The organism is uncultured Gordonia sp., assembly GCF_937858515.1.
Taxonomy (GTDB): domain Bacteria; phylum Actinomycetota; class Actinomycetes; order Mycobacteriales; family Mycobacteriaceae; genus Gordonia.
Window position 1 is genome coordinate 14,555 of record NZ_CALLZT010000078.1, and the last position, 19,511, is coordinate 34,065.

Here is a 19,511-nt window from a genome sequence, read left to right on the forward strand (position 1 = left end):
ATCGTAGCCCCAATGATGCACGCCACCGGACGAGCGCTGTACCTGGGCACATGGCCATGCGAGTACCACACTTCGCGGAGCGGGCGTACCGGGCATACACCTCAACACGGCGCCTCGACTTGGCGAGGTGTCTACCGGGCCCGCGGGGCGATATGTGAAGCTAGTGGGCGTGACGAGCATTCAGGTGGCGGACCAGACATTTGTCGCCGCAGCCCCCGAATCCGCGGCCGGTGTGGTCGGTGACAAGGCGTCGTGGCGGCGCTGGTGGCCGGACCTGCGGCTGGAAGTGGTCGAGGACAGGGGCGCCCAGGGCGTCCGATGGCGCGTGTCGGGGCCGTTGACCGGCACGATGGAGATCTGGTGCGAGGAGGTGCTCGACGGCTTCGTCCTGCACTACTTCCTGCATGCCGAGCCTGTCGCGCAATTGCCGGCCGATCCGAGCCGGCTCATGGGTGTGCTCGCCGACCTCAACAAGTCCCGGAGGGTGGCCGGCAAGGTCATGTCGTTCGAGGTCAAAGACCGGCTCGAGCGGGGCCGCGAGGTCGGGTCCCCGGCCGCCGGGGCCGCGTAATGGCCGACAGGACGCAGCAGTCCATCGTCATCGGCGCCGATCCGGAACAGATCCTGGCGGTGATCGCGGACTTCCCGCGGTACCCGGAGTGGGTGTCGGCCGCCCGCAGCGTCGAAGTGCTCGACACCCTTGCTGATGGACGGGCCGCGCAGGTGCGGTTCGATCTGGACGTGGGCATTTTGCAGGACACCTATGTCCTGGCCTACGAGTGGGCCGCGGGCGGTGACGAGGTGTCGTGGCGGTTGGTCAGCAGCAACCTGCAGCGTGACCAACGTGGCCGCTATGTGCTCAGCCAGCAGGTGCCCGGCTCCACCAAGGTCACCTACGAGTTGATGGTCGACCTGCTGGTCCCCATGATCGGACAGCTCAAGCGCCGGGCGGAGAAGGCGATTACCGATACCGCACTCAACGAGTTGAAGAAGAGGGTCGAAGGCTGATCGATCTGACGCCCATCCACATCGTCCTCGGGCCCGCGGGGTCCGGGGTGTCGTCGGTGGCGGCCGCAGGGGCGCTGAACCTGGCGCGTGCGCACCGTTCGGGTGCTGTGGCATCTGAATCCGGGATATCAGAATCCGGGGCATCGGATTCCGGAGCCTCGGGGGGCTGGAGACTGCCCGGCGCCCCCGTGATCCGGCCCGCAACCGGCGACGACGACACGCTGCTGATCACCGTCGACCGACTCTCGGGCACAGCGCGGCGGCTCGGTGTATTCCGGCGCGCCAACGAGGTCGTGCAGGTCTCCGGCGGTCTGTTCCTGCTGGCGTTGGACCGGCTCGCCCTGCTGGAGGCCACGTGGGCACAGTTCGGTGCGATCCTGTCCGGCGCCACCGCACGGTCGGCGATCAAACTCCCCGGCGTCGACGTCGTCGCCGGGGTCGATCCGGGCGAACTGATCGCGCTGCCGGGCATCGAGGACTTTCTGCTGCTGCGGCGGGTCCGCGACGAGGCGACATCCGGGCGCTGGCGGCAGATCGTGCTGGACTGCTCGGGTGCGGGTGATGCGATGGCGTTCCTGCGCACGCCGACGGTACTGCACCAACTCATCAACAGGCTCTGGCCCCGGCATCTGCGGATCGCCGCTGCCGCCGAACGGCCGATGCTCGCGCAGGTTTCGGCAGCGGTGGACGCGATCGACACCGACTGCGTGGACGTGGCCGAACTGATCTGCGATCCGTCGAGCGCGGCGGTCACCCTGGTGGTCGGTGCCGACGACCGGGGGACCGATCTCCTCGAGTCATCGCTGGCGGCGGTCGATCTGATGGGCCTGGCGTTGCGATCGGTGATGCTCAACCGTGCCGGGCAAGGGACGCGGGCCGGTGACGACTCCGGCGTAGCGTCGGCTGGTCAGGGCGGGCCGGATCCTCTCGTCGCGGGGATGCGGGCGGTCCTGGCATCCGACGAGTCCGGCGGGGTACGGGTGCACGAACTGGCGACGGCACCTGCCCCGCTGGATCGTCCGGCGCGGTTGCGCAAGCTCGGTGTCGTGCTCGACGCACCGTCGGGCCGGGGCCACGGGACGTCGACCGCGCAGGTCTCCACCCTGTCCGGCACCGGATTGGATTCCCGTTTCGAGATGGTGTGGCGCCAGCGGCTACCCGACCCGGATACGCTCGGGCTGGGTCGCGCCGGCGACGATCTGCTGGTCACCGTCGACGGCTTCCGGTATCCGGTGCGGTTGCCGTCGGTGCTGCGGCGCTGCGACGCGATCGACGCACACTGGGACGGAGAGCGATTGCACATCGTATTCGCACCCGACCCGGCCGTGTGGCCGGTACGGTGAACCGCCATGTCCGCCGATCGTGGACAGGGTGCCGTTTTACAGTGCGGCCGCGGCTTGCGGTGTAGCGTGTGCACACCGGTCGGGCACATGACCGGATGGGGCACACGACTATTTCGGCCGCATCGAAATCTGGGAGGACCGGGGACTCCGGCCGGACACGTGAGGAATCGCGAGAGACGATGACCAGCAACGGTGAGGACACCGGGGGAGCCCACCAGAGCGCCTCGGGCGCGGACGGTGGCACGGACGTGGTCCGCGACCTGCTGCTCAGCCTGGCGACCAACATCGACACCATCGCGTCGATGTTCGCCCCGCCCGGGCACCCGGCGGCGCGACCGTCGGCCGGAGCCGACGTCACCGCCCCCACGACGGCCGGTGGAGTGCCGTTCGCCTCGTCCACGTCCGGAGTGGATGGTCAGGCCGGTGCCCAGGTCCCGATCGGCGACTACCTTGCCGAGGCATCGGGCGAGATCGCGACGCTGCTGGTGGAGCTGGGGGATCTGCTGGCCCGGCTCCTGACCGCGCTGATCGCGGTCCTCGAAGCCGTTGTCCGCGCGTTGCAGGCCGACCCTGCCCAGCCGTCCGGGCCGCGGGTGCACACCGCGTATGCGCCGATAACCGTACGCGTGAACCGCGGATCGGCGACGTGATGGCAACGCTGACGATCGGCATCGACATCGGCGGCACCAGCGTGCGGGCCTCGGTGGTCGATGACAAAGGTGCGATGCTCGACACGCTGCGCGCGGCCACCCCGCCGACCGCCGACGCCCTCGAACACTGCCTGGACCGGCTCGTCGGCGAACTGGTGTCGCGATGGGCGGTCAAGGCGGTCGGGCTGGCGATCGCCGGATTTCTGACCAGGGACCGGCAGATAGTCCGGTTCGCACCGCATCTGCCATGGCGTGAGGCGTCGGTGGCCGCCGAGATGTCCGCCCGTATCGGCCTGCCGGTGTTCGCCGAACACGACGCCAACGCGGCGGCCGTCGCGGAATACCGGTACGGGGCGGCGGCCCGCGGACACAACTCGCTGGTGCTGGCGATCGGGACCGGCATCGGTTCGGGCCTGATCCTCGACGGCGAGATCTACCGGGGCAGTTTCGGAGTGGCGCCCGAGCTGGGACACCTGACGATCGTGCCGGGCGGGCGACGGTGCTCGTGCGGCAAGGCCGGGTGCTGGGAACGGTACTGCAGTGGAACTGCGCTGGTGGACACGGTCATCGAACTGCTCGCCAACGGTGACTGGGGACGCAGTGCGCTTGCCGCCGACGTCGCCGCCGATCCGGGCTCACTGACCGGCAGGCGGGTCGCGCGGGCCGCGGCGGACGGTGACGCGGTCGCGCTTGCCGCCTATTCCCAGCTCGCCCTCTCGCTGGGACAGGGGCTGGCAATGATCGCCGACATCTTCGACCCGGATCTGATCGTGCTGGCCGGTGGCGTGGGCGCCTCGTCGGGCCTGTTCCTCGATGAGGCGCGCGAGCACTACGCACGGCTGGTGACCGGCGCCGGGTACCGGCAACTGGCCAGGATCCGGGGCACACAGCTCGGCGAGGCCGCGGGGGTGATCGGGGCGGCCGAGGTCGCGCGGCAGGGGATCGGGGCCACCGACCCGCGGTTCGTCACCGTTTCGGCCCCGGCGCCGGTCCGGGCCCTCGGCGAAACGGGTTCCCGGTAGTCGCACGGACGTCGCCCGGGTGTTCGGGTACTGCGGCAGGTAAGGTTTTCGGGAGTGATTCGGCGCGGCGACAGGGAGCACGGGGATGTGGTACTACCTCTTCAAATACGTTTTTCTGGGCCCGCTCCTGCGCGTTCTCGGGCGTCCGCGTATCGAGGGGCTGGAGAACATTCCCGACGACGGACCCGCCATTCTGGCGAGCAATCATCTCGCGGTGATGGACAGCTTCTTCCTGCCGTTGATGGTCCACCGGCGGATCTACTTCCTTGCCAAGAGTGAGTATTTCACCGGGTCGGGCCTCAAAGGCGGTTTCCAGCGGTGGTTCTTCACCGCGGTGGGGCAGATTCCCATCGATCGCTCCGGAGCCGAGGCGGCCGCGGGTGCTCTCGGCGCCGCCCGTCGTCAGCTGGACAAGGGGGAGTTGATGGGCATGTACCCGGAGGGCACCCGCTCGCCGGACGGCCGCCTCTACAAGGGCAAGACGGGTCTGGCGCGGATCGCACTCGATGCCGGCGTACCGGTGATCCCGGTCGCGATGATCAACACCCACAAGCTGAACCCGCCCGGATCGATCCTGCCGCGGCCGGCCAAGATCGTCGTGAGAGTCGGTAAGCCGCTGGACTTCTCACGGTACGACGGGTTGCAGGGCAACAGGTTCATCGAGCGTGCGATCACCGACGAGATCATGTACAACCTGATGGAACTGTCCGGGCAGCAGTACGTCGACATCTACGCGGCGTCGCTGAAAAACGCACCGGCACAATCGGGTTCGTCCCCCGACGGTGGCGGCGACCGGGGCAGTACCCCCGCTGCGGCGTGACGCGCGCGATGAAGTTCTTCTACGACACGGAATTCATCGAGGACGGCACGACCATCGACCTGATCTCGGTCGGCGTCGTCGGTGAGGATGGGCGCGAATTCTACGCGGTGTCAACCGAATTCGACCCCGGTAAGGCAGGTGATTGGGTTCGGGCCAACGTACTGCCCAAGCTGCCGTCGCCGTCATCGAAGGCCTGGCGTTCGCGCCGGGCCATCCGCGACGATCTCCTGGACTTCCTCACCGCCGACGGCTCGGACATCGAACTCTGGGCCTGGATCGGTGCGTACGACCATGTCGCGATCTGTCAGCTGTGGGGCAGCATGACCGCACTGCCACGGCCGATGCCGCGGTTCACCCGGGAACTCAAACAGCACTGGGAGTCGGCGGGCAGACCCGCGCTGCCGCCCGCACCCGACGACGCGCACGACGCGCTCAGCGATGCCCGACACAACCTGCGCAGGTGGGAGGCCATCGAGTCCGCCGGATATGCCGCCGGCTGACCACGCATAGCCGGGCACTTCGCGGCTGGTAAACCCGGTGGCCGGGCGGCCGGATCAGGTCGTCTACCCTTGTCTGGTGGTGAACTGGACCGTAGACGTTCCGATTGACGAGCTTCCCGAGCTGCCCCCGCTTCCCGGTGACCTGCAGGCGCGTTTCGATGACGCGATCAGCCGTCCCGCCCTGCAGCAGCCGAGCTGGCCGCAGGACGAGGCGCGCAAGATGCGCACGGTCCTCGAGAGCGTTCCGCCGATCTGCATGCCGGCCGAGGTCGAATCGCTCTCCGCGCAGCTCGCCGAGGTCGCCGAAGGCCGTGCCTTCCTACTGCAGGGCGGGGACTGTGCCGAGACCTTCGCCGCCAACACCGAACCCCACATCAAGGCCAACATCCGCACCTTGCTGCAGATGGCCGTCGCCCTCACCTACGGCGCGAGCGTTCCCGTGGTCAAGGTGGCCCGTATCGCCGGCCAGTACGCCAAACCACGCTCGGCCAACACCGACTCGCTCGGCCTGCTCTCCTACCGGGGAGACATGGTCAACGGATTCGAAGCCGACGAGCAGGCCCGTGTGCACGATCCCTCCCGCCTGGTCCGGGCCTACGCCAATGCCGCGGCCGCGATGAACCTCGTGCGTGCCCTGACCGGTTCGGAGGCCGACCTCTACCGGGTCCACGACTGGAACCAGGAGTTCGTCCGGACCTCGCCGGCCGGCGCCCGGTACGAGGCACTCGCCGCCGAGATCGATCGCGGCCTGCGATTCATGGACGCGTGTGGCGTCACCGATTCGAGCCTCAAGAGTGCCGCGATCTTCGCCTCCCACGAAGCGCTCGTCATCGACTACGAACGGGCGATGCTGCGCCTGGCCGATCATCCCAAGAGCGACGAACAGCGTCTCTACGATCTGTCGGCCCACTTCCTGTGGATCGGTGAGCGGACCCGCCAGCTCGACGGGGCGCACATCGCGTTCGCCGAGCTCATCGCCAATCCCATCGGGGTGAAGATCGGGCCCACGACCACCCCCGAACAGGCCGCCGAGTACGTCAAGAAGCTCGACCCGAACAACACCCCCGGGCGCCTCACCCTCGTCGCCCGGATGGGCAACGGCAAGGTGCGCGAAGTGCTGCCACCCATTGTCGCCGCAGTCGAGGCCACCGGCCACAAGGTGATCTGGCAGTGCGATCCGATGCACGGCAACACCCACGAATCGTCGACCGGCTACAAGACCCGGCACTTCGACCGGATCGTCGACGAGGTGCAGGGCTTCTTCGAGGTACACCGGGCCCTCGGCAGTCATCCGGGTGGCGTGCACGTCGAACTGACCGGAGAGGACGTCACCGAATGTCTGGGCGGTGCCCAGGACATCTCCGACGTCGACCTCGCCGGACGGTACGAAACGGCATGCGACCCGCGCCTGAACACCCAGCAGTCGCTGGAGTTGGCCTTCCTCGTCGCCGAGATGCTCCGCGGCTGACGCCGAACCGTCACACGATGCCGGTACGCGGCCGCATCAGCCGAACAGGTGGGAGCCGACGAACCAGCCGAGAGCGCCCGCACCCGCCGCCGCCAGAATGACCAAGAACAACCACAATGTGGGGATCAACGTGGCCGCACTGTCGGTCGTCGGCAACGAAGGGGCTGCGGGTTCGACGTCATCGATCCCGGTGTCGTCGGCCTCGATATCGTCGTCCGGACGGTCCAGCAGCGACGAAGCATGCGGGCCGGGCGCTTGCGGGTTGCCCGGGGCACCGACCGGCAGCCGCCGGGGATCACCCACCGGCCCGCCCGGCACGGCGGCAGGCGAATGTTGCCCCATCTGCAGCGAGCGGTTACGGGCAATGATCATCCGTTCAACCGAATGACGCGGTGCCGGAACGGTGAACGGCGGCAGATCAAGGTCGTCGGCCGCCCGCAGGATGGCCTCGCGCATTGCGAAACCGTCCGGATACCGTGCCGCCGGATTGCGTTCGGTGGCACGCAGCACCACCTCATCCAGTTCCGCCGGAACTCCGGCGATCACATCGCCGGGAGCCGGGACGTCGTAGCTGAGCCGCTGGTACGCCAGTGCCAGTGGAGTATCGCCCCGGAACGGGGTGCGCCCGGTCAGCATCTCGAAGATCAGCACACCCATCGAATACACGTCACTGCGCGCATCGGCGGTCGTCGACTCCACCTGCTCGGGCGACAGGTACGCCGCCGTCCCCAGGATCACGCTCGCCGACGTCACACCTGCCTCGGCCACTGCCCGCACCAGACCGAAATCGGCGACCTTCACCTCACCGTGTTCGGAGATCAGCACGTTTTCCGGCTTCACGTCACGATGCACGAGACCGGCCCGATGCGCCGTCCCCAGCGCACCCAGCACCGGGTCTGCCACCGCCACCACCGCATGCGGCGGCATCGGGCCGCGCTCGCGCAGCAACTCGCGCAGACTTCCGCCCTCCACCAGTTCCATCACCAGAAACGCGGTACCGAAGTCGACACTCTGGTCGTAGACCGCCACCAGACCCGGATGTCGCAGACCCGCCACCGCGCGCGCCTCGAACTCGAACCGCCGCAGGAAGAGAGCATCCGAACCGTACCGGGCGTCCATCACCTTGATCGCCACCGCCCGGCCCAGCCTCAGGTCCACACCCAGATACACGGCCGACATCCCGCCCCGGGCGATCAACGCATCGATGCGGTACCGGCCCTCCATCGAGGTACCGATGAGCGGATCAGGGAAAGCGGTCACAGGGGAAGAATCTACCGGTGGCACGGTATCCTCGTGCCGTGGCATCACTACCGTTGACCGCGGACACCGCACTGCCCGACGGCACCGACACCCTCACCGTCGAACAGGTCGCCCAGCACCTCGGGGTCTCCGCGGGCCGGGTGCGCACCCTCATCCGCGACTACAACCTCTTCGCGGTCTCCCTCGGCGGCCAACCCGCCGTCCCCGCACTCTTCTTCGACGACGACGGCATCGCCAAGCACTACACCGGACTCGTCCACATCCTTCTCGACGGCGGCTTCACCCGCGACGAGGCGCTGCACTGGATGTTCACCACCATCGACGATCTCGGTATCCACCCGGCCCAGGCCATCCACACCCACTCGGCGCGCGAGGTGATCCGCCGCGCCCAGGCCCTAGCGCTGTAAGAGCGCCGCCGCGCCCACCGCCAGCTTGCGGGGGGTGGGGACGACGGCTCGGGCAGCCATCACCTCATAGCCGGAACGTTCGATCTCGCAGAGGATCTCGGAGTAGGCGGCCGCGGCGACGGCGATCGCCGGGCGGGTCCGGCGGGGGAGCCGGGCGATACCGGGTTCGGCTCGGCGGTAGATGTCGCGGTTGACCGCGATCAGGTGCGCCAGCGCCCGGCGCAGCGGCGCAGACGTCGTGCGGGAGGCCTGACATCGCCGCAGATGCGCCTCGTCGACACCGAATGCCGCGAGCTCGTCCATGGGCAGGTAGATCCGGTCGCGCTGCAGATCCTCGGCGACGTCCCGCAGGAAATTCGTCAATTGGAAGGCGTCACCGAGTGCCCGCGCCGCAGTCCGCACCTGATTGTCGGGTTCGGCGATGCCGAGGACCGGGAGCATCTGTTCGCCGATGATCGCCGCCGAACCGTCGGTGTATTCGGATAGTTCGGCCAGGGTGCGGTAGCGGTTGCGGAACAGTGGCGAACCGGGCGAGTCCATCCGCATCGACCGCATGAACGCACCGAAAGTCCGGGCCGGAATACCGAATCGGTGCACGGTGTCGGCGAGGGCGGCGACGATCTCGGTCAACGGATCGTCCGGACCGGGCGTACCGGGTTCGGGCGCGGCACCGAGGCTGAGCGCGCGGGTCAGCAGGGTTTCGGCGTGATCGAGTTCGGTGAGCCGGGCACTGTCGGTCACACCGTCACCGGGCGTATCGACGATGTCGTCGACGAAGCGGGCGAAACCGTACAGCGCGTACACCGCCCCCCTGCTGTCACGGGGCAGAAGCGACGCCGCCAGATGGTAGGTGCGACCGTGTTCGGCGGTGAGCGCCGCCGCACGGCGATAGCCGCAGGCGACCGTGGCGGACACCGGGCGAGGGTTCATGCTGTCGTGGTGGTTCGGGAGGGGCGCGCGATCCGGCCCAACCGCAACGGATCGCGCCGGGTCAGCGATGCCGCCGCCAGCACCGAGACCGCCAGAGCCGGAAGCAGGTACGCGGGCCGGTAGAACCAGATCGAATCGTCGGGCTGGAACACCACCAGCATGAACGTCGACACCCCCACCACGAACATCCGCACCCGATCCGGCAGCGTGAACGCCACCGCCAGACACAGCGCCCACGTGTAGTACCAGGGCAGCGTCGACGGTTCGAGCAGCAGCACGGCCACCATCGACCAGACCATGCCGGCCACAGCCGACCGCTCGTCGCGGCGGCTCCACCACCACAGACCGACGAGGATCAGTGCCAGGCATACCGCGCCGATACCGCGGGTCACCGGCAGCACCTCCTGCAGGTTCAGCGCGGTGAACGGTGCCGCCACCCAGGTCACCACATGCCCGACGGCGGTGGGGACGGTGAACCAGTTGATGATCCGGGCGGCCCAGCTCAGCCCGTGCAGCCAGCCGAATCCGAGCCCGAGGAGCAGCGTCCACGCCCCGAACACGGCAGCCGGGACCGCGACGACGCAGGCGAACACCCGCACCCGGTCGCCGGCCGTCACGTCCCGGTCATTCGCCTCCCGGTCGTTCGCCTCCCGGGGGCCGGCCCGACGTTCGGAACGCAGGTGCGACAACCAGATCCACACCACGAACGGGACCGCGACGCCGGCGGTCACTTTGATCGACGCGGCCAGCCCCAATACCGCCAGACCCGCGACATGTTTGCCGTCCACCGCGAGTACGACTCCGACGACCAGCACGCCCATCATCAGCAGTTCCACGTGTGGCCCGCCGATCAGATGGATCAGCACCATCGGATTGAACAGCACCAGCCACAGCCCGGCCTGGCCCGATGCACCGAAATGCGCTGCCAGCCGCGGGATCGCCCACAGCGCCAGGAACAGGCCCGGCAGCAACACCAGGCGCATCGCCAGTACACCCAGGATCACGTGGTCGCCGGTGACCTCGACGACGGCGCGGCCCAGACCCATGAACAGCGGCCCGTACGGGGCGGTGGTCGCCGCCCACACCTGCGCCATGCTGTCGAGCAGCGGCCCCGGATAGTGTGCGGGACCGTCGGTGTACGGATTGAAACCCTCGCGCAGGACGGCGGATTGGGCGAGGTAGGCGTACACGTCGCGGCTGTAGAGCGGTGCGGCCACCACCAGCGGTGCCGCCCAGAGCATTACGGCTTTGCGCAACGACGACACGCTCAGGTCCGCGTCGTCGGCGCGTGTGGCCGTCAGGCGCCGACCGAGGCGAACCCACGCGTAGACCATCGCCCCCACGCCGGACCAGAACACGATGGCCGACAACGTCTTTCCGTGTCCGTAAGACACCCATGCCAGTCCTGAATCGGTCACCACCGGCGAGTTGCGGGGCAGGTCGCCCATCCCGAAGCTGCCCAGGCACACCAGCAGTGCGCCGACGGCACCCAGATGAAGGATCCGTCGGGTGCTCACGAGCGGTCCCAGGATTCGAGAACCCGCTCGGCGGCGAGGCGGCCGGAGATCAGCACCGGCGGAATCCCCACGCCCGGAATGGTGGCCGACCCGGCCAGCAGCAGATTCGGTAACGACGGCCAGGCGTTGGGGGTGCGCAGCGGACCGGTCTGCGTCAGGGTGTGCGCGGCGCCGAACGGGGTACCGGCCGGCAACCCGGATCCGGCCCAGGTACGTGGGGTGTCGACCCGCTCGATGCGCAGACCGGCGACGATGCCGCCGAAACCGCGGTCTTCGAGGGTTCGCAGACATTCGGCGACGTAGGGATCGGTGATCGCGTCCCAGGCCAGGTCGGCGGTGTGCAGGTTGGGGCACGGTGCCAGCATCGATACGGCCTCGACCTCGCTCAACGCCGGATCAGCGGCGATGTAGCCGTCCGGGTCGGAGAAGGCGGGGCGGGTGATCAGGAACGACGGATCCCGCATGAGCCGCCCCGGCTTGCCGATCAGGTCGTCGAATGTCTCGGCCCACGCCTGTCCGAAGGAGATCGTGTGGTGATGTCCGGGCCACGACGAGGTGACCGACCGGGGGACGATGCCGTGCACGACGACGGCGCTCGGGGAATAGCGCACCCGCCGCCATCGTGGGCCGCGCGGCAGCGGCCTGCCGAGCAGGCTCGCGACCACCGGCGGCGGCACGGTCGCGACCACGGCGTCGGCGGCGATGAAGCCGGTGTCCGTGCTCACCCCGGTGACCCGGTGTCCGGAGGTGACGATGCGCGTGGCGGTCGTCGACAGGCGCAGGTCGCCGCCGGTGTCGGTCAGGGCATCGGCGAGGACCGAGCCGACACGCCCGATCCCGCCCCGCGGATGCCACACCCCACGGCCGATGTCCATCTGCGCGATCACGCCGTAGATCGCGGCGGCCCGTTGCGGCGGCACCCCCGCGTACAGCGCCTGGAAGGTGAACAGCCGCTGCAGCCGTTCGTCGGAGATGAACGAGGACACCTTTGACGACATGTCGGTCAGGCCGCCCAGGCGTAGCAGCGTCGCCGCGTCGGTGAGGGTGCGGCGATCGGCGAACTCGCGCGGTCGGTGGAAATTACGGTCGATGAACGTCCCGAACTCGGCGTCGTACAACTGTCGCAGCCATCCGAACAGCCGCCCGGTCCCGGCCGCGTCGCGTTCCCCGAGCCGGGCGGCGATCTCGGCCTCGACGGCGTCGGTGCCCCGCGGCAGTGTCAGTTCGGTGCCGTCGGTGAAGGTCGCCACATATGTGGGGTCCACGGGCACCAGATCCAGCCTCAGCCATGCCTCGTCCGCGGGCACCCCCACATCGGCGAGGGCGCCGACGATCAGCTCCGGCATCGTCAGCACCGTCGCACCGGTATCGCAGCGCGGACCGGCCGGTAGTTGTTCGGTGCGGACCAGGCCACCGGGGGTGGCGCCGCGCTCGACGACCGTGACGCGGCAGCCGGTACCGCGCAGACGCAGCGCCGCGGTCAGTCCGGACAATCCGGCGCCGACCACCACCACATGCCGACCCTCGTTGGCGGTCACTTCTGCCGGTGTCCGAGCCGATGACCGAGAGCGGACAGTTCGGAGCGGACCGAGCTATCGACGTCCAATGCGCCGACAGTGGCCTGCGCGCGTTCGTCGAGGTGGTCGATCCGCTGCTCCATGTCGGCCACCGCACCGACGTCGATCAGGATCGACCGGGCCCGGTCCAGTTCGTCCGGCGACAGTTGTCGGCCGATGAGGCCGCGCAGTTCACCGCCCGCGGTGGCGCCGGCCCGGTTCAGCCCGATGGCGATGAGCGCGGTGCGTTTGCCGGCCACCAGGTCGTCGCCGGACGGCTTGCCGGTCTGTTCGGGATCGCCGAACACGCCCAGCAGATCGTCACGCAACTGAAAGGCGATCCCCAGGTCGTGCCCGATGCTGCGCAGGGCGTCGATCAGTCCGGGGGAGCCGCTCGCGAGGGTGGCCCCGAGTTCGAGCGGACGGGCCACCGTGTAGGCGGCCGTCTTGAACTCCATCACGCGGTAGGCGGCGCTCACCGACTCGTTGCCCCTGCTCTCGTTGACGATGTCGAGGATCTGGCCGCCCAGGACCTCGGTGCGCATCGCGGCCCACACCGCGCCTGCCCGGCGGGCCACACCGCGACGCAGCGTTCCCGCGGGCAGTTCCTCGGCCACTCCGACACCGTGGAACAGGTCGTCGGCCCAGGACAGTGCCAGGTCGCCGATCAGGATCGCCCCGGCCACCCCGAACGCCGCGGCGTCGCCGGACCAGCCCGCGCCGGTGTGTGTCGCCTCGATATCGCGGTGGACGGTCGGGCGACCGCGGCGGGTGTCGGATCGGTCGATGATGTCGTCGTGGATGAGCGCGCAGGCCTGGATCAGTTCGATCGCCGCGCCGGCCCGCAGCGCCTCGGCCGGATCGGCGGTGTCGCCGGGCGCGGTGGGCCGGCCCGATTCGGACATGCCGCAGCACCACCCCGCGTACAGCAGCGTCGGCCGGATCCGCTTGCCGCCGTTCATGGTGAACTCACGCAGCATCGTCGCCGAATCACCGACCACCGGGTCGATGGCCGCCGCATGGGGGATCGCCCGGCCGAAGAAGTCATCGAGCACGCTGCCGACGGCGGCCGGAACCTCATTGAGGCCTGCTGGTGCTTCGAACCGGTCAACCGGATGTGCGGACGTCACGGCTATCAGGCTAGGGCATGCCCCGAAGTCCATTCCGGCGGACGATCCGGGCCGTTCCGTATGATGTGCCGGTGACCACCCAATCGACGTCCCCCTCCATCGTGGATCGGTTGTCTGCGCCGCATCGTGGCCCGATCCCGTTCTCGGTCGAGTTCATGCCGCCTCGCGACGCCGAGGGCGAAGAGAGATTGTGGCGTACCGTACGCACCTTCGAGCGTCTCGGTCCTGCATTCGTGTCGATGACCTACGGCGCCGGCGGATCGACCCGCGACCGCACCGTACGGATCACCGGTGAACTCGCTGCCGAGACGACCCTGCTGCCCGTCGCCCACCTCACCGCCGTCAATCACAGCATCGATGAGTTGCGGTCCCTGGTGGGTGCCTATGCGGCGCAGGGCATCACCAACATCCTCGCGCTGCGCGGCGACCCGCCCGGCGATCCGCTGGGTGAGTGGCTCAAACATCCGCGCGGGGTCACCTACGCGGAGGAATTGGTCCGGCTGATCCGTGACCTCGGTGATTTCCACGTCGGCGTCGCCTCGTTCCCCGAGGGTCACCATCGCGCCCCCGATCTGGAGCAGGACACCCGGGCACTGGTCGACAAGCTGCGTGCGGGCGCCGAGTATTCGATCACCCAGGTCTTCTTCGACGTCGAGCACTACCTGCGGCTGCGTGACAGACTGGCCAAGGCCGACCCGGAGCAGGCGGGAAAGCCGCTGATCCCGGGCATCATGCCGATCACCTCGCTGGCCAGTGTTCGCAAGATGGTATCGCTGTCGGGGTCGGTGATCCCGGTCGATGTCGAGGCCAGGCTGGCCGCGGCCGCCGGATCCGGCGATCAGGAGGACCGTGCGGCCGTGCGCGCCGTCGGTATCGACCTCGCCACCGAATGGGCGCAGCGGCTCGTCGCCGAGGGTGCCCCCTGCCTGCACTTCTGCAGCCTGAACTTCGCGAAGGCGAGCACCGAGGTACTCGGCCGCCTCGGTGTCGACGTCAGTTCGGCTGTTCCCGTCGCAGCACCCCAGTGATGCCGTAGACGATCAGACCGGCGATCAGCGCCCAGAACGATGAGCTGATCCCGGCGATCGTGGTCCCCGAGGCGGCGACCACGAAGGTGATGACCGCCGCGGTGCGGCAGTCGGCGGGCCGGTCCACCGCCTCGTCGACAAGCGCGGCGCGCAGCGACGATCCGAGCGTGCCCAGCAGGCCCAGACCGGCGACGGTGGCGATGATCTCGGGTGGTGCGACGGACAGGAAGCTGATCAGCGCGCTGGTGATCACCCCGAGCACCAGGTAGGACATGCCGAGCGTCGCCGATGTGCGCCACCGTTGTGCGGGATCGGGGTGTGACTCGCCGGACGCCGGAAGTGCCGCGGTGATGGCGGCCAGGTTGACCGCGTGGGCCCCGAAGGGCGCCGCGGCGGCACTGGCCAGCCCGGTCGCGGTCAGCGCCGGTCGCCAGGGGACGGTGTAGCCGTATGAACTCATGATCGCCACGCCGGGCACGTTCTGTGCCGCCATCGTGACGATGTACAACGGGATCGCGATGCTGACGGCCGCGGACCAGGTCAGTGTCGGAATGGTGGCGCCGGCTTCGGGAAGCCAGTGGATCACCGGCATGGCACCGGTGATCGCATCGTAGGAGACCACCGCCATCGCGGTGGCGAATGCAGCGACGATCGCCCAGCGCGGTGACAGCGCGAACGTCACCAGCCACACGGCGAGGATCGGGGCGACCCGGGCGGGGAACTCGGCCACCGCCGACACCGGTGTCAGGCACAGATCGAGCAGGATGCCCGCGAGCATGGCCTGGGCGATGGGGGCGGGGATGGCGGCCACCAGCCGGCCCAGGCGCGGCCACATCCCGGTGAGCACCACCAGCAGCGCAGCGACGATGAACGCGCCGACCGAGGCCGCCCAGCCGCCGGTGACCTGCCCGGCACTGACGAGTACGGCGGCGCCCGGTGTGGACCAGGCGATCGTCAGCGGCATCCGGTATCGCCTGCTGAGCACCAGGCTGACGACGCCGATGGCGAAGCAGAGCGCGACCAGCCCGGCTGCCGCCTGCCTGCGGTCGGCGCCGACGGTCTGCAGACCGGTCAGGACGACGGCGAACGTGCTGGTGTAGCCGATGAGGGCGGCGGCGATCCCGGTGATGACGGATTGAGATGTGTGGGAGCGGTGGTGGGGCGCGGTCAACGGGTGTGGTTACCGGGTACGTGTCCCGGCGGAAGCGCCGGTCGGCGGTGTGGGCTTGCCGGGCCGGGGCGCCGTGCTGCGCGAACGATAGGCGAGAAGCACGACGGCGCCGACCGCGATCAGGCAGATCAGACCGAAGAACACCGACCAACTCGGCAGCGCGGCGGTTGCCGGATCGGAGTATTCGGCGTCGGCGGTGAAATCGGCACCCTCGCCGACGGTCGGTGACCAGGTCACCGAGTTGTCGCTGAGCTGCTCGCCGTTGGTCGCGCTGATCGGCCCACCGAAGGTGAGATTGAGTTCCAGATAGTCGCGGTTGGGGAGCAGGCCGGTCAGGTCGGCGGTGCCCCGGAAACGCACGATGCCGTCGCGTCGCGTCGCCGACAGGTCGACGCTGATGCCGATATCGCCGAAGGAATCGGCGATCATATCGCCGAGTTGCGCAAGCTGGCCCATGGTGAGGTCCACGAACGACGCCTTGGTCCCCGCCAGGCGCAGCCGGGCCGCCGGGTTCTTGTCCGCGTCCGTGCCGTTGCCTTTCGGGGAGTCGGCGTTCTGCTTGGGGTCCTGGCTGAACTCGGAGACGCTGACCTGATCGGTCATCGAGTCGGGAACGTCGATCTGGGGCGTGCCCGCAGGATTGTCGGGCGACGAGGCGGCCACGATGGATCCGGAGAACCGGTCACCGACCGTGGTGGACCGTTTCAGGCAGCCGGCCAGCAGCGGCGAGCACATCAGCAGTGCGACGAGCGCACACAGTGCGACGATGCGTCTGTGTACCGGGGATGCGGTGGCGGGACCGGGGGACGGGTGCACCCGACCATCGTGCCAGATGTCCCCCCGCCGGGAGGCATCCGGCCGCTCGGCCCGAATCGCCGTTGCGTGAGGCCGATGCCGCTGGCAGCATCGTCGGCTGTGAGGCTTGTGTTCGCGCACCGCGGCGGCGGCGACCATGGCGGCCGGGAGAACTCGGCGGCTGCCTTCGCGCGGGCATTGCGTGCCGGGGTTCACCTCGAGTCCGATATCAGGTTGTCGCGCGACGGCGAGCCGGTGCTGATCCACGATGTGTTCACACTTGTCGACGGGGTGCCGGTCGCGCCCGCGCTGCTGTCGGCCGATGCGCTCGCGGGAATCGGGGTCCTGCGGCTGGCTGACCTGTATCGCATGTTCGGTACCGCGTTCGAGCTGAGCCTTGATGTGAAGGTCGCCGGCGCGGCATTGCCGGCGATCGAGGTGGCGCGGTCGGCGGGAGCGGTGGCGCGGATGTGGCTGGTACACGAGGACAGGGATCTGTTGCGGTCGATCCGGGCCCGTGACCGGTCGGTGCGGCTCGTGCATGAGGCGACCGCGCGGGTCCGCGGCGCACCCGGCTTCGATCACGACCGCTATCTGGACTCGCTCGCCGCAGACCGTGTGGACGCGCAGAACTCGCCTCCGGAGGCGTGGACCGCAGCAGGCGTGGCAGCGGCCCACGCGCGTGGTATCGCGGCCTTCGGGTCGTTGCTCAACGACACCGCCCGGCTGTCGCAGGGCCGGTCGCTGGGTCTGGATGCCGTCTACACCGACGAGATCGCCATGGCGACAGCCGTCCTCGGTGGTCCGGTCAGTCCTCCGGTCAGCCGTCTGTGAGCGATTTCTCGATCAGCGCCAGTTGCTTCTCGCCGTCATCGGAGGTGGCGACGATGTCCACGTAGGGCCGGAGCCGACCCGCCCCGTCGACGATGTCGGCGACATCGACCCGGGTCTGCCGGGGCAGCCGGCCGACCTGTAATGCGTGGGTGTACGCCAGGTCGATGGTGTCGTCGGCGGTCACGTCGAACTCGGGCTTCACGGCGGGGGTGTGGAGTTGGCCGATCACCTCCCGGACGACTGTCACGGCCTTCCCGCATCGCGGGTCTTTGGGTTCGGCGGCTTCGGGATCGTCGTTGGAGACGGCCGCCACAACCACCGAGTCATCGGCGTAGGTCACCGCGGCGCAGGCCGGCGTGTTGCGGAAGCGGTACTTGTCGATGCTGGACCCCGGGTCGTTGCCGACCCATTCGGCGACCGATCGCGGGTAGAGCACCTGCGGCGCGGCGTCGAGCACCAGAAGTGTGACGGTCTCCTTCGCGTTGGTGGCACGGCAACCGCGAGGGCCTCCGCCGCTCATGGAGACGTCGGTCCATGTTCTGCCGTCGAAGCCGAGGTCGCTCACGGCTGCCGCGTTCAGCCCGGTGCACGGCTCGAAGTCGGTGCCGTCGTTGCTCGCGCTGACCCGGCCGTCGACGGGGTGCGGGATCTCGTCGGCCTTGTCCGAGCATCCGGTCAGTGCGGCCGAGGCGAGTGCGGTTGCGGCGAGAATCCCCACAGCGACACGTGTTCGCCCGCGCGACAACCGTGTGGCTCTCAACGATGTCACGTCACGAAGCATCGGCCTCGTTCACCTTTCATGTGCGCTCCGCGGAGCGAATGGGACAAGCAGAGTGAATGGGACAAGCGGTATGAATGGGATAAATCGAACTCGGAAAAGCAGCACGACAAATTGTAAGGCTAGCATTACCTACTGATCGGTCGGCGGGTCCGCTTCAACGACGGCGAGCAGGTTCCGGGGCGCTCAGCAAGGGCAGGGGCCTGCCGAGGAACGCGAACGGTCGCGGGTCGCCCGCGAATGTGAAGTTGCGCAGGACATCGGCAAAACCCATCCGCCGGTACAACGACCACGCGCGATTGGGGCCCGCCGGATTCTCCGGCGTGGACAACAGGACCGACGCCTCGGGCCTGTCGGCCAACAGCCGGGTGAGCAGGTGACCACCGATGCCCGCCCCCTGAGCAGAGGGGTGTACGTGTAGTTCGGTGAGTTCGAAGTAGTCGGCGGCGACCCGCTCGATGTAGTCCCCCGGCGCCCCGGCGTGCCGTAGTCCATGTCGCAGTTGCTGATTCCACCACTGATCGCGGGCACCGCGGTAGCCGTAGGCGATGCCCACCAGTATCTCGTCGTCGGCTCTTGCCACCGGTGCGTTCAGTCGGCGCGCGATCGCCCACGGCGCGGCCGCCTCGCGCGGTGTCACGTGTGCGATGGCGCCTACTGCGCGCCAGCCGGGACGCGTGATGTGTTCGCGCCATAGTGGGGCGCGATGGGCCTGTGTGCCGTCCGGATAGCTCATCGCCGTGACGTAGACGTCAAGCGCGGGTTCGAGCCAGATCCGCGAATCCTGTCCGCGGAGGTCGACGAGGCGAACCGTCACGGTGTGGGCATCCTCTCGGGTCGCACAGGCGGACGCAGCCCTTGCCTGCATGCGAGTGTATGGCTATATTGAATATGTCGAACAGGTGTTCGATGTTATGGCCTCCGCAAGCCGCGCATCAGCTCCTCGGCACTGTGCGGTGTGGCGATCGGCGAGGGAAGCGTCGCATCGCCGCACCGCACACCACAGATCTCGTCCGGCATATATACTGCGTGACGACCGTGTTACGTCTTCCGGATCCAGTTTTCGTCCTCGGACTATGCGGGCCCTGCGCCCGCGTACGCGAGTGCCGGTGGATGCACTGATGTAGTTGTGGTCGCGGGGGCCATCACCTCGTATCATGGAAGCGTACGGCTGCGTATGTCAGATCGCGGCACGACGAGCCACCTGCGGACAACCTCGGGTGGACGGTAAGCAGGAGTTAAGGAGGGTCGGTGCCACTCTCGGAGCACGAGCAGCGGATGCTCGAAGAGATCG

At 68.7% G+C, this 19,511-nt stretch carries 20 protein-coding genes; 11 read left to right on the forward strand and 9 right to left on the reverse strand.

Going from position 1 to position 19,511, the window contains the following annotated elements:
- Nucleotides 1-154 precede the first annotated feature (154 nt).
- The 8 genes from Q0627_RS06875 to Q0627_RS06910 all read left to right on the forward strand — a co-directional run bounded on the left by Q0627_RS06875 (nucleotide 155) and on the right by Q0627_RS06910 (nucleotide 6,811).
- On the forward strand, nucleotides 155-571 hold the full coding sequence (locus tag Q0627_RS06875) for a hypothetical protein (RefSeq protein WP_291013029.1): 417 nt from the start codon (nucleotides 155-157) through the stop codon (nucleotides 569-571).
- Nucleotides 571-1,008, forward strand: a complete 438-nt coding sequence (locus Q0627_RS06880; protein ID WP_291012938.1) for an SRPBCC family protein — start codon at nucleotides 571-573, stop codon at nucleotides 1,006-1,008. Before Q0627_RS06875 ends, Q0627_RS06880 begins: the two co-directional genes overlap by 1 nt.
- Nucleotides 1,009-1,064: 56 nt before the next feature.
- Entirely contained in the window at nucleotides 1,065-2,351 is a 1,287-nt protein-coding gene (locus tag Q0627_RS06885) for an ArsA-related P-loop ATPase (protein WP_324384753.1), read from the forward strand.
- Between the two features lie 179 nt (nucleotides 2,352-2,530).
- Nucleotides 2,531-3,001, forward strand: a complete 471-nt coding sequence (locus Q0627_RS06890) for a hypothetical protein (RefSeq protein ID WP_298808635.1) — start codon at nucleotides 2,531-2,533, stop codon at nucleotides 2,999-3,001.
- Entirely contained in the window at nucleotides 3,001-4,023 is a 1,023-nt protein-coding gene (locus tag Q0627_RS06895; protein ID WP_291012942.1) for an ROK family protein, read from the forward strand. The genes Q0627_RS06890 and Q0627_RS06895 overlap by 1 nt, the downstream gene beginning before the upstream one ends.
- Before the next feature lie 85 nt (nucleotides 4,024-4,108).
- Entirely contained in the window at nucleotides 4,109-4,843 is a 735-nt protein-coding gene (locus Q0627_RS06900; protein ID WP_291012944.1) for a lysophospholipid acyltransferase family protein, read from the forward strand.
- Nucleotides 4,844-4,851: 8 nt separating this feature from the next.
- Nucleotides 4,852-5,343: a polyadenylate-specific 3'-exoribonuclease AS gene (locus Q0627_RS06905; RefSeq protein ID WP_298808655.1), complete on the forward strand. Its 492-nt coding sequence runs from the start codon at nucleotides 4,852-4,854 to the stop codon at nucleotides 5,341-5,343.
- Between the two features lie 76 nt (nucleotides 5,344-5,419).
- Nucleotides 5,420-6,811, forward strand: coding sequence for a class II 3-deoxy-7-phosphoheptulonate synthase (locus Q0627_RS06910; RefSeq protein ID WP_291012946.1), 1,392 nt, complete (start codon nucleotides 5,420-5,422; stop codon nucleotides 6,809-6,811).
- Nucleotides 6,812-6,847: 36 nt separating this feature from the next.
- On the opposite strand, the gene Q0627_RS06915 is transcribed toward Q0627_RS06910, so the two are convergent.
- Complete coding sequence (locus tag Q0627_RS06915; RefSeq protein ID WP_298808637.1) at nucleotides 6,848-8,116, reverse strand: protein kinase domain-containing protein; 1,269 nt, start codon at nucleotides 8,114-8,116, stop codon at nucleotides 6,848-6,850.
- Here Q0627_RS06915 and Q0627_RS06920 point away from each other — a divergent pair.
- Nucleotides 8,110-8,478: an Rv2175c family DNA-binding protein gene (locus tag Q0627_RS06920; protein WP_291012951.1), complete on the forward strand. Its 369-nt coding sequence runs from the start codon at nucleotides 8,110-8,112 to the stop codon at nucleotides 8,476-8,478. The two genes, Q0627_RS06915 and Q0627_RS06920, sit on opposite strands and share 7 nt — an antisense overlap.
- Here Q0627_RS06920 and Q0627_RS06925 read toward each other — a convergent pair.
- The 4 genes from Q0627_RS06925 to Q0627_RS06940 are packed head-to-tail and all read right to left on the reverse strand — an operon-like array spanning nucleotide 8,467 to nucleotide 13,611.
- Nucleotides 8,467-9,393, reverse strand: coding sequence for a phytoene/squalene synthase family protein (locus Q0627_RS06925; protein WP_324384747.1), 927 nt, complete (start codon nucleotides 9,391-9,393; stop codon nucleotides 8,467-8,469). The two genes, Q0627_RS06920 and Q0627_RS06925, sit on opposite strands and share 12 nt — an antisense overlap.
- An 11-nt stretch (nucleotides 9,394-9,404) precedes the next feature.
- Nucleotides 9,405-10,925: an alpha-(1->6)-mannopyranosyltransferase A gene (locus tag Q0627_RS06930; protein WP_298808640.1), complete on the reverse strand. Its 1,521-nt coding sequence runs from the start codon at nucleotides 10,923-10,925 to the stop codon at nucleotides 9,405-9,407.
- Complete coding sequence (gene crtI / locus Q0627_RS06935; protein ID WP_291012960.1) at nucleotides 10,922-12,463, reverse strand: phytoene desaturase family protein; 1,542 nt, start codon at nucleotides 12,461-12,463, stop codon at nucleotides 10,922-10,924. Before crtI ends, Q0627_RS06930 begins: the two co-directional genes overlap by 4 nt.
- Entirely contained in the window at nucleotides 12,460-13,611 is a 1,152-nt protein-coding gene (locus Q0627_RS06940) for a polyprenyl synthetase family protein (RefSeq protein ID WP_298808642.1), read from the reverse strand. Before Q0627_RS06940 ends, crtI begins: the two co-directional genes overlap by 4 nt.
- Nucleotides 13,612-13,682: 71 nt before the next feature.
- On the opposite strand from Q0627_RS06940, the gene Q0627_RS06945 reads away from it, so the two are divergent.
- Nucleotides 13,683-14,639, forward strand: a complete 957-nt coding sequence (locus Q0627_RS06945) for a methylenetetrahydrofolate reductase (RefSeq protein WP_298808644.1) — start codon at nucleotides 13,683-13,685, stop codon at nucleotides 14,637-14,639.
- Here Q0627_RS06945 and Q0627_RS06950 read toward each other — a convergent pair.
- A complete protein-coding gene (locus Q0627_RS06950; RefSeq protein ID WP_291012967.1) occupies nucleotides 14,605-15,810 on the reverse strand; it encodes a benzoate/H(+) symporter BenE family transporter in 1,206 nt (401 codons plus the stop codon). The two genes, Q0627_RS06945 and Q0627_RS06950, sit on opposite strands and share 35 nt — an antisense overlap.
- Nucleotides 15,811-15,819: 9 nt before the next feature.
- Nucleotides 15,820-16,626, reverse strand: a complete 807-nt coding sequence (locus Q0627_RS06955; RefSeq protein WP_291012969.1) for an LppM family (lipo)protein — start codon at nucleotides 16,624-16,626, stop codon at nucleotides 15,820-15,822.
- 99 nt (nucleotides 16,627-16,725) lie between these two features.
- On the opposite strand from Q0627_RS06955, the gene Q0627_RS06960 reads away from it, so the two are divergent.
- Nucleotides 16,726-17,439 carry a glycerophosphodiester phosphodiesterase family protein gene (locus tag Q0627_RS06960; protein ID WP_291012973.1) on the forward strand — a complete coding sequence of 238 codons (714 nt, stop codon included), beginning with the start codon at nucleotides 16,726-16,728 and terminating at the stop codon, nucleotides 17,437-17,439.
- On the opposite strand, the gene Q0627_RS06965 is transcribed toward Q0627_RS06960, so the two are convergent.
- Both Q0627_RS06965 and Q0627_RS06970 read right to left on the reverse strand, forming a co-directional pair.
- Nucleotides 17,426-18,157 (reverse strand): hypothetical protein, encoded by a 732-nt coding sequence (locus Q0627_RS06965; RefSeq protein WP_298808649.1) that lies wholly within the window; start codon nucleotides 18,155-18,157, stop codon nucleotides 17,426-17,428. The genes Q0627_RS06960 and Q0627_RS06965 overlap by 14 nt on opposite strands.
- A 217-nt stretch (nucleotides 18,158-18,374) precedes the next feature.
- Nucleotides 18,375-19,034 (reverse strand): GNAT family N-acetyltransferase, encoded by a 660-nt coding sequence (locus tag Q0627_RS06970; protein ID WP_291012979.1) that lies wholly within the window; start codon nucleotides 19,032-19,034, stop codon nucleotides 18,375-18,377.
- Between the last annotated feature and the right edge of the window lie 477 nt (nucleotides 19,035-19,511).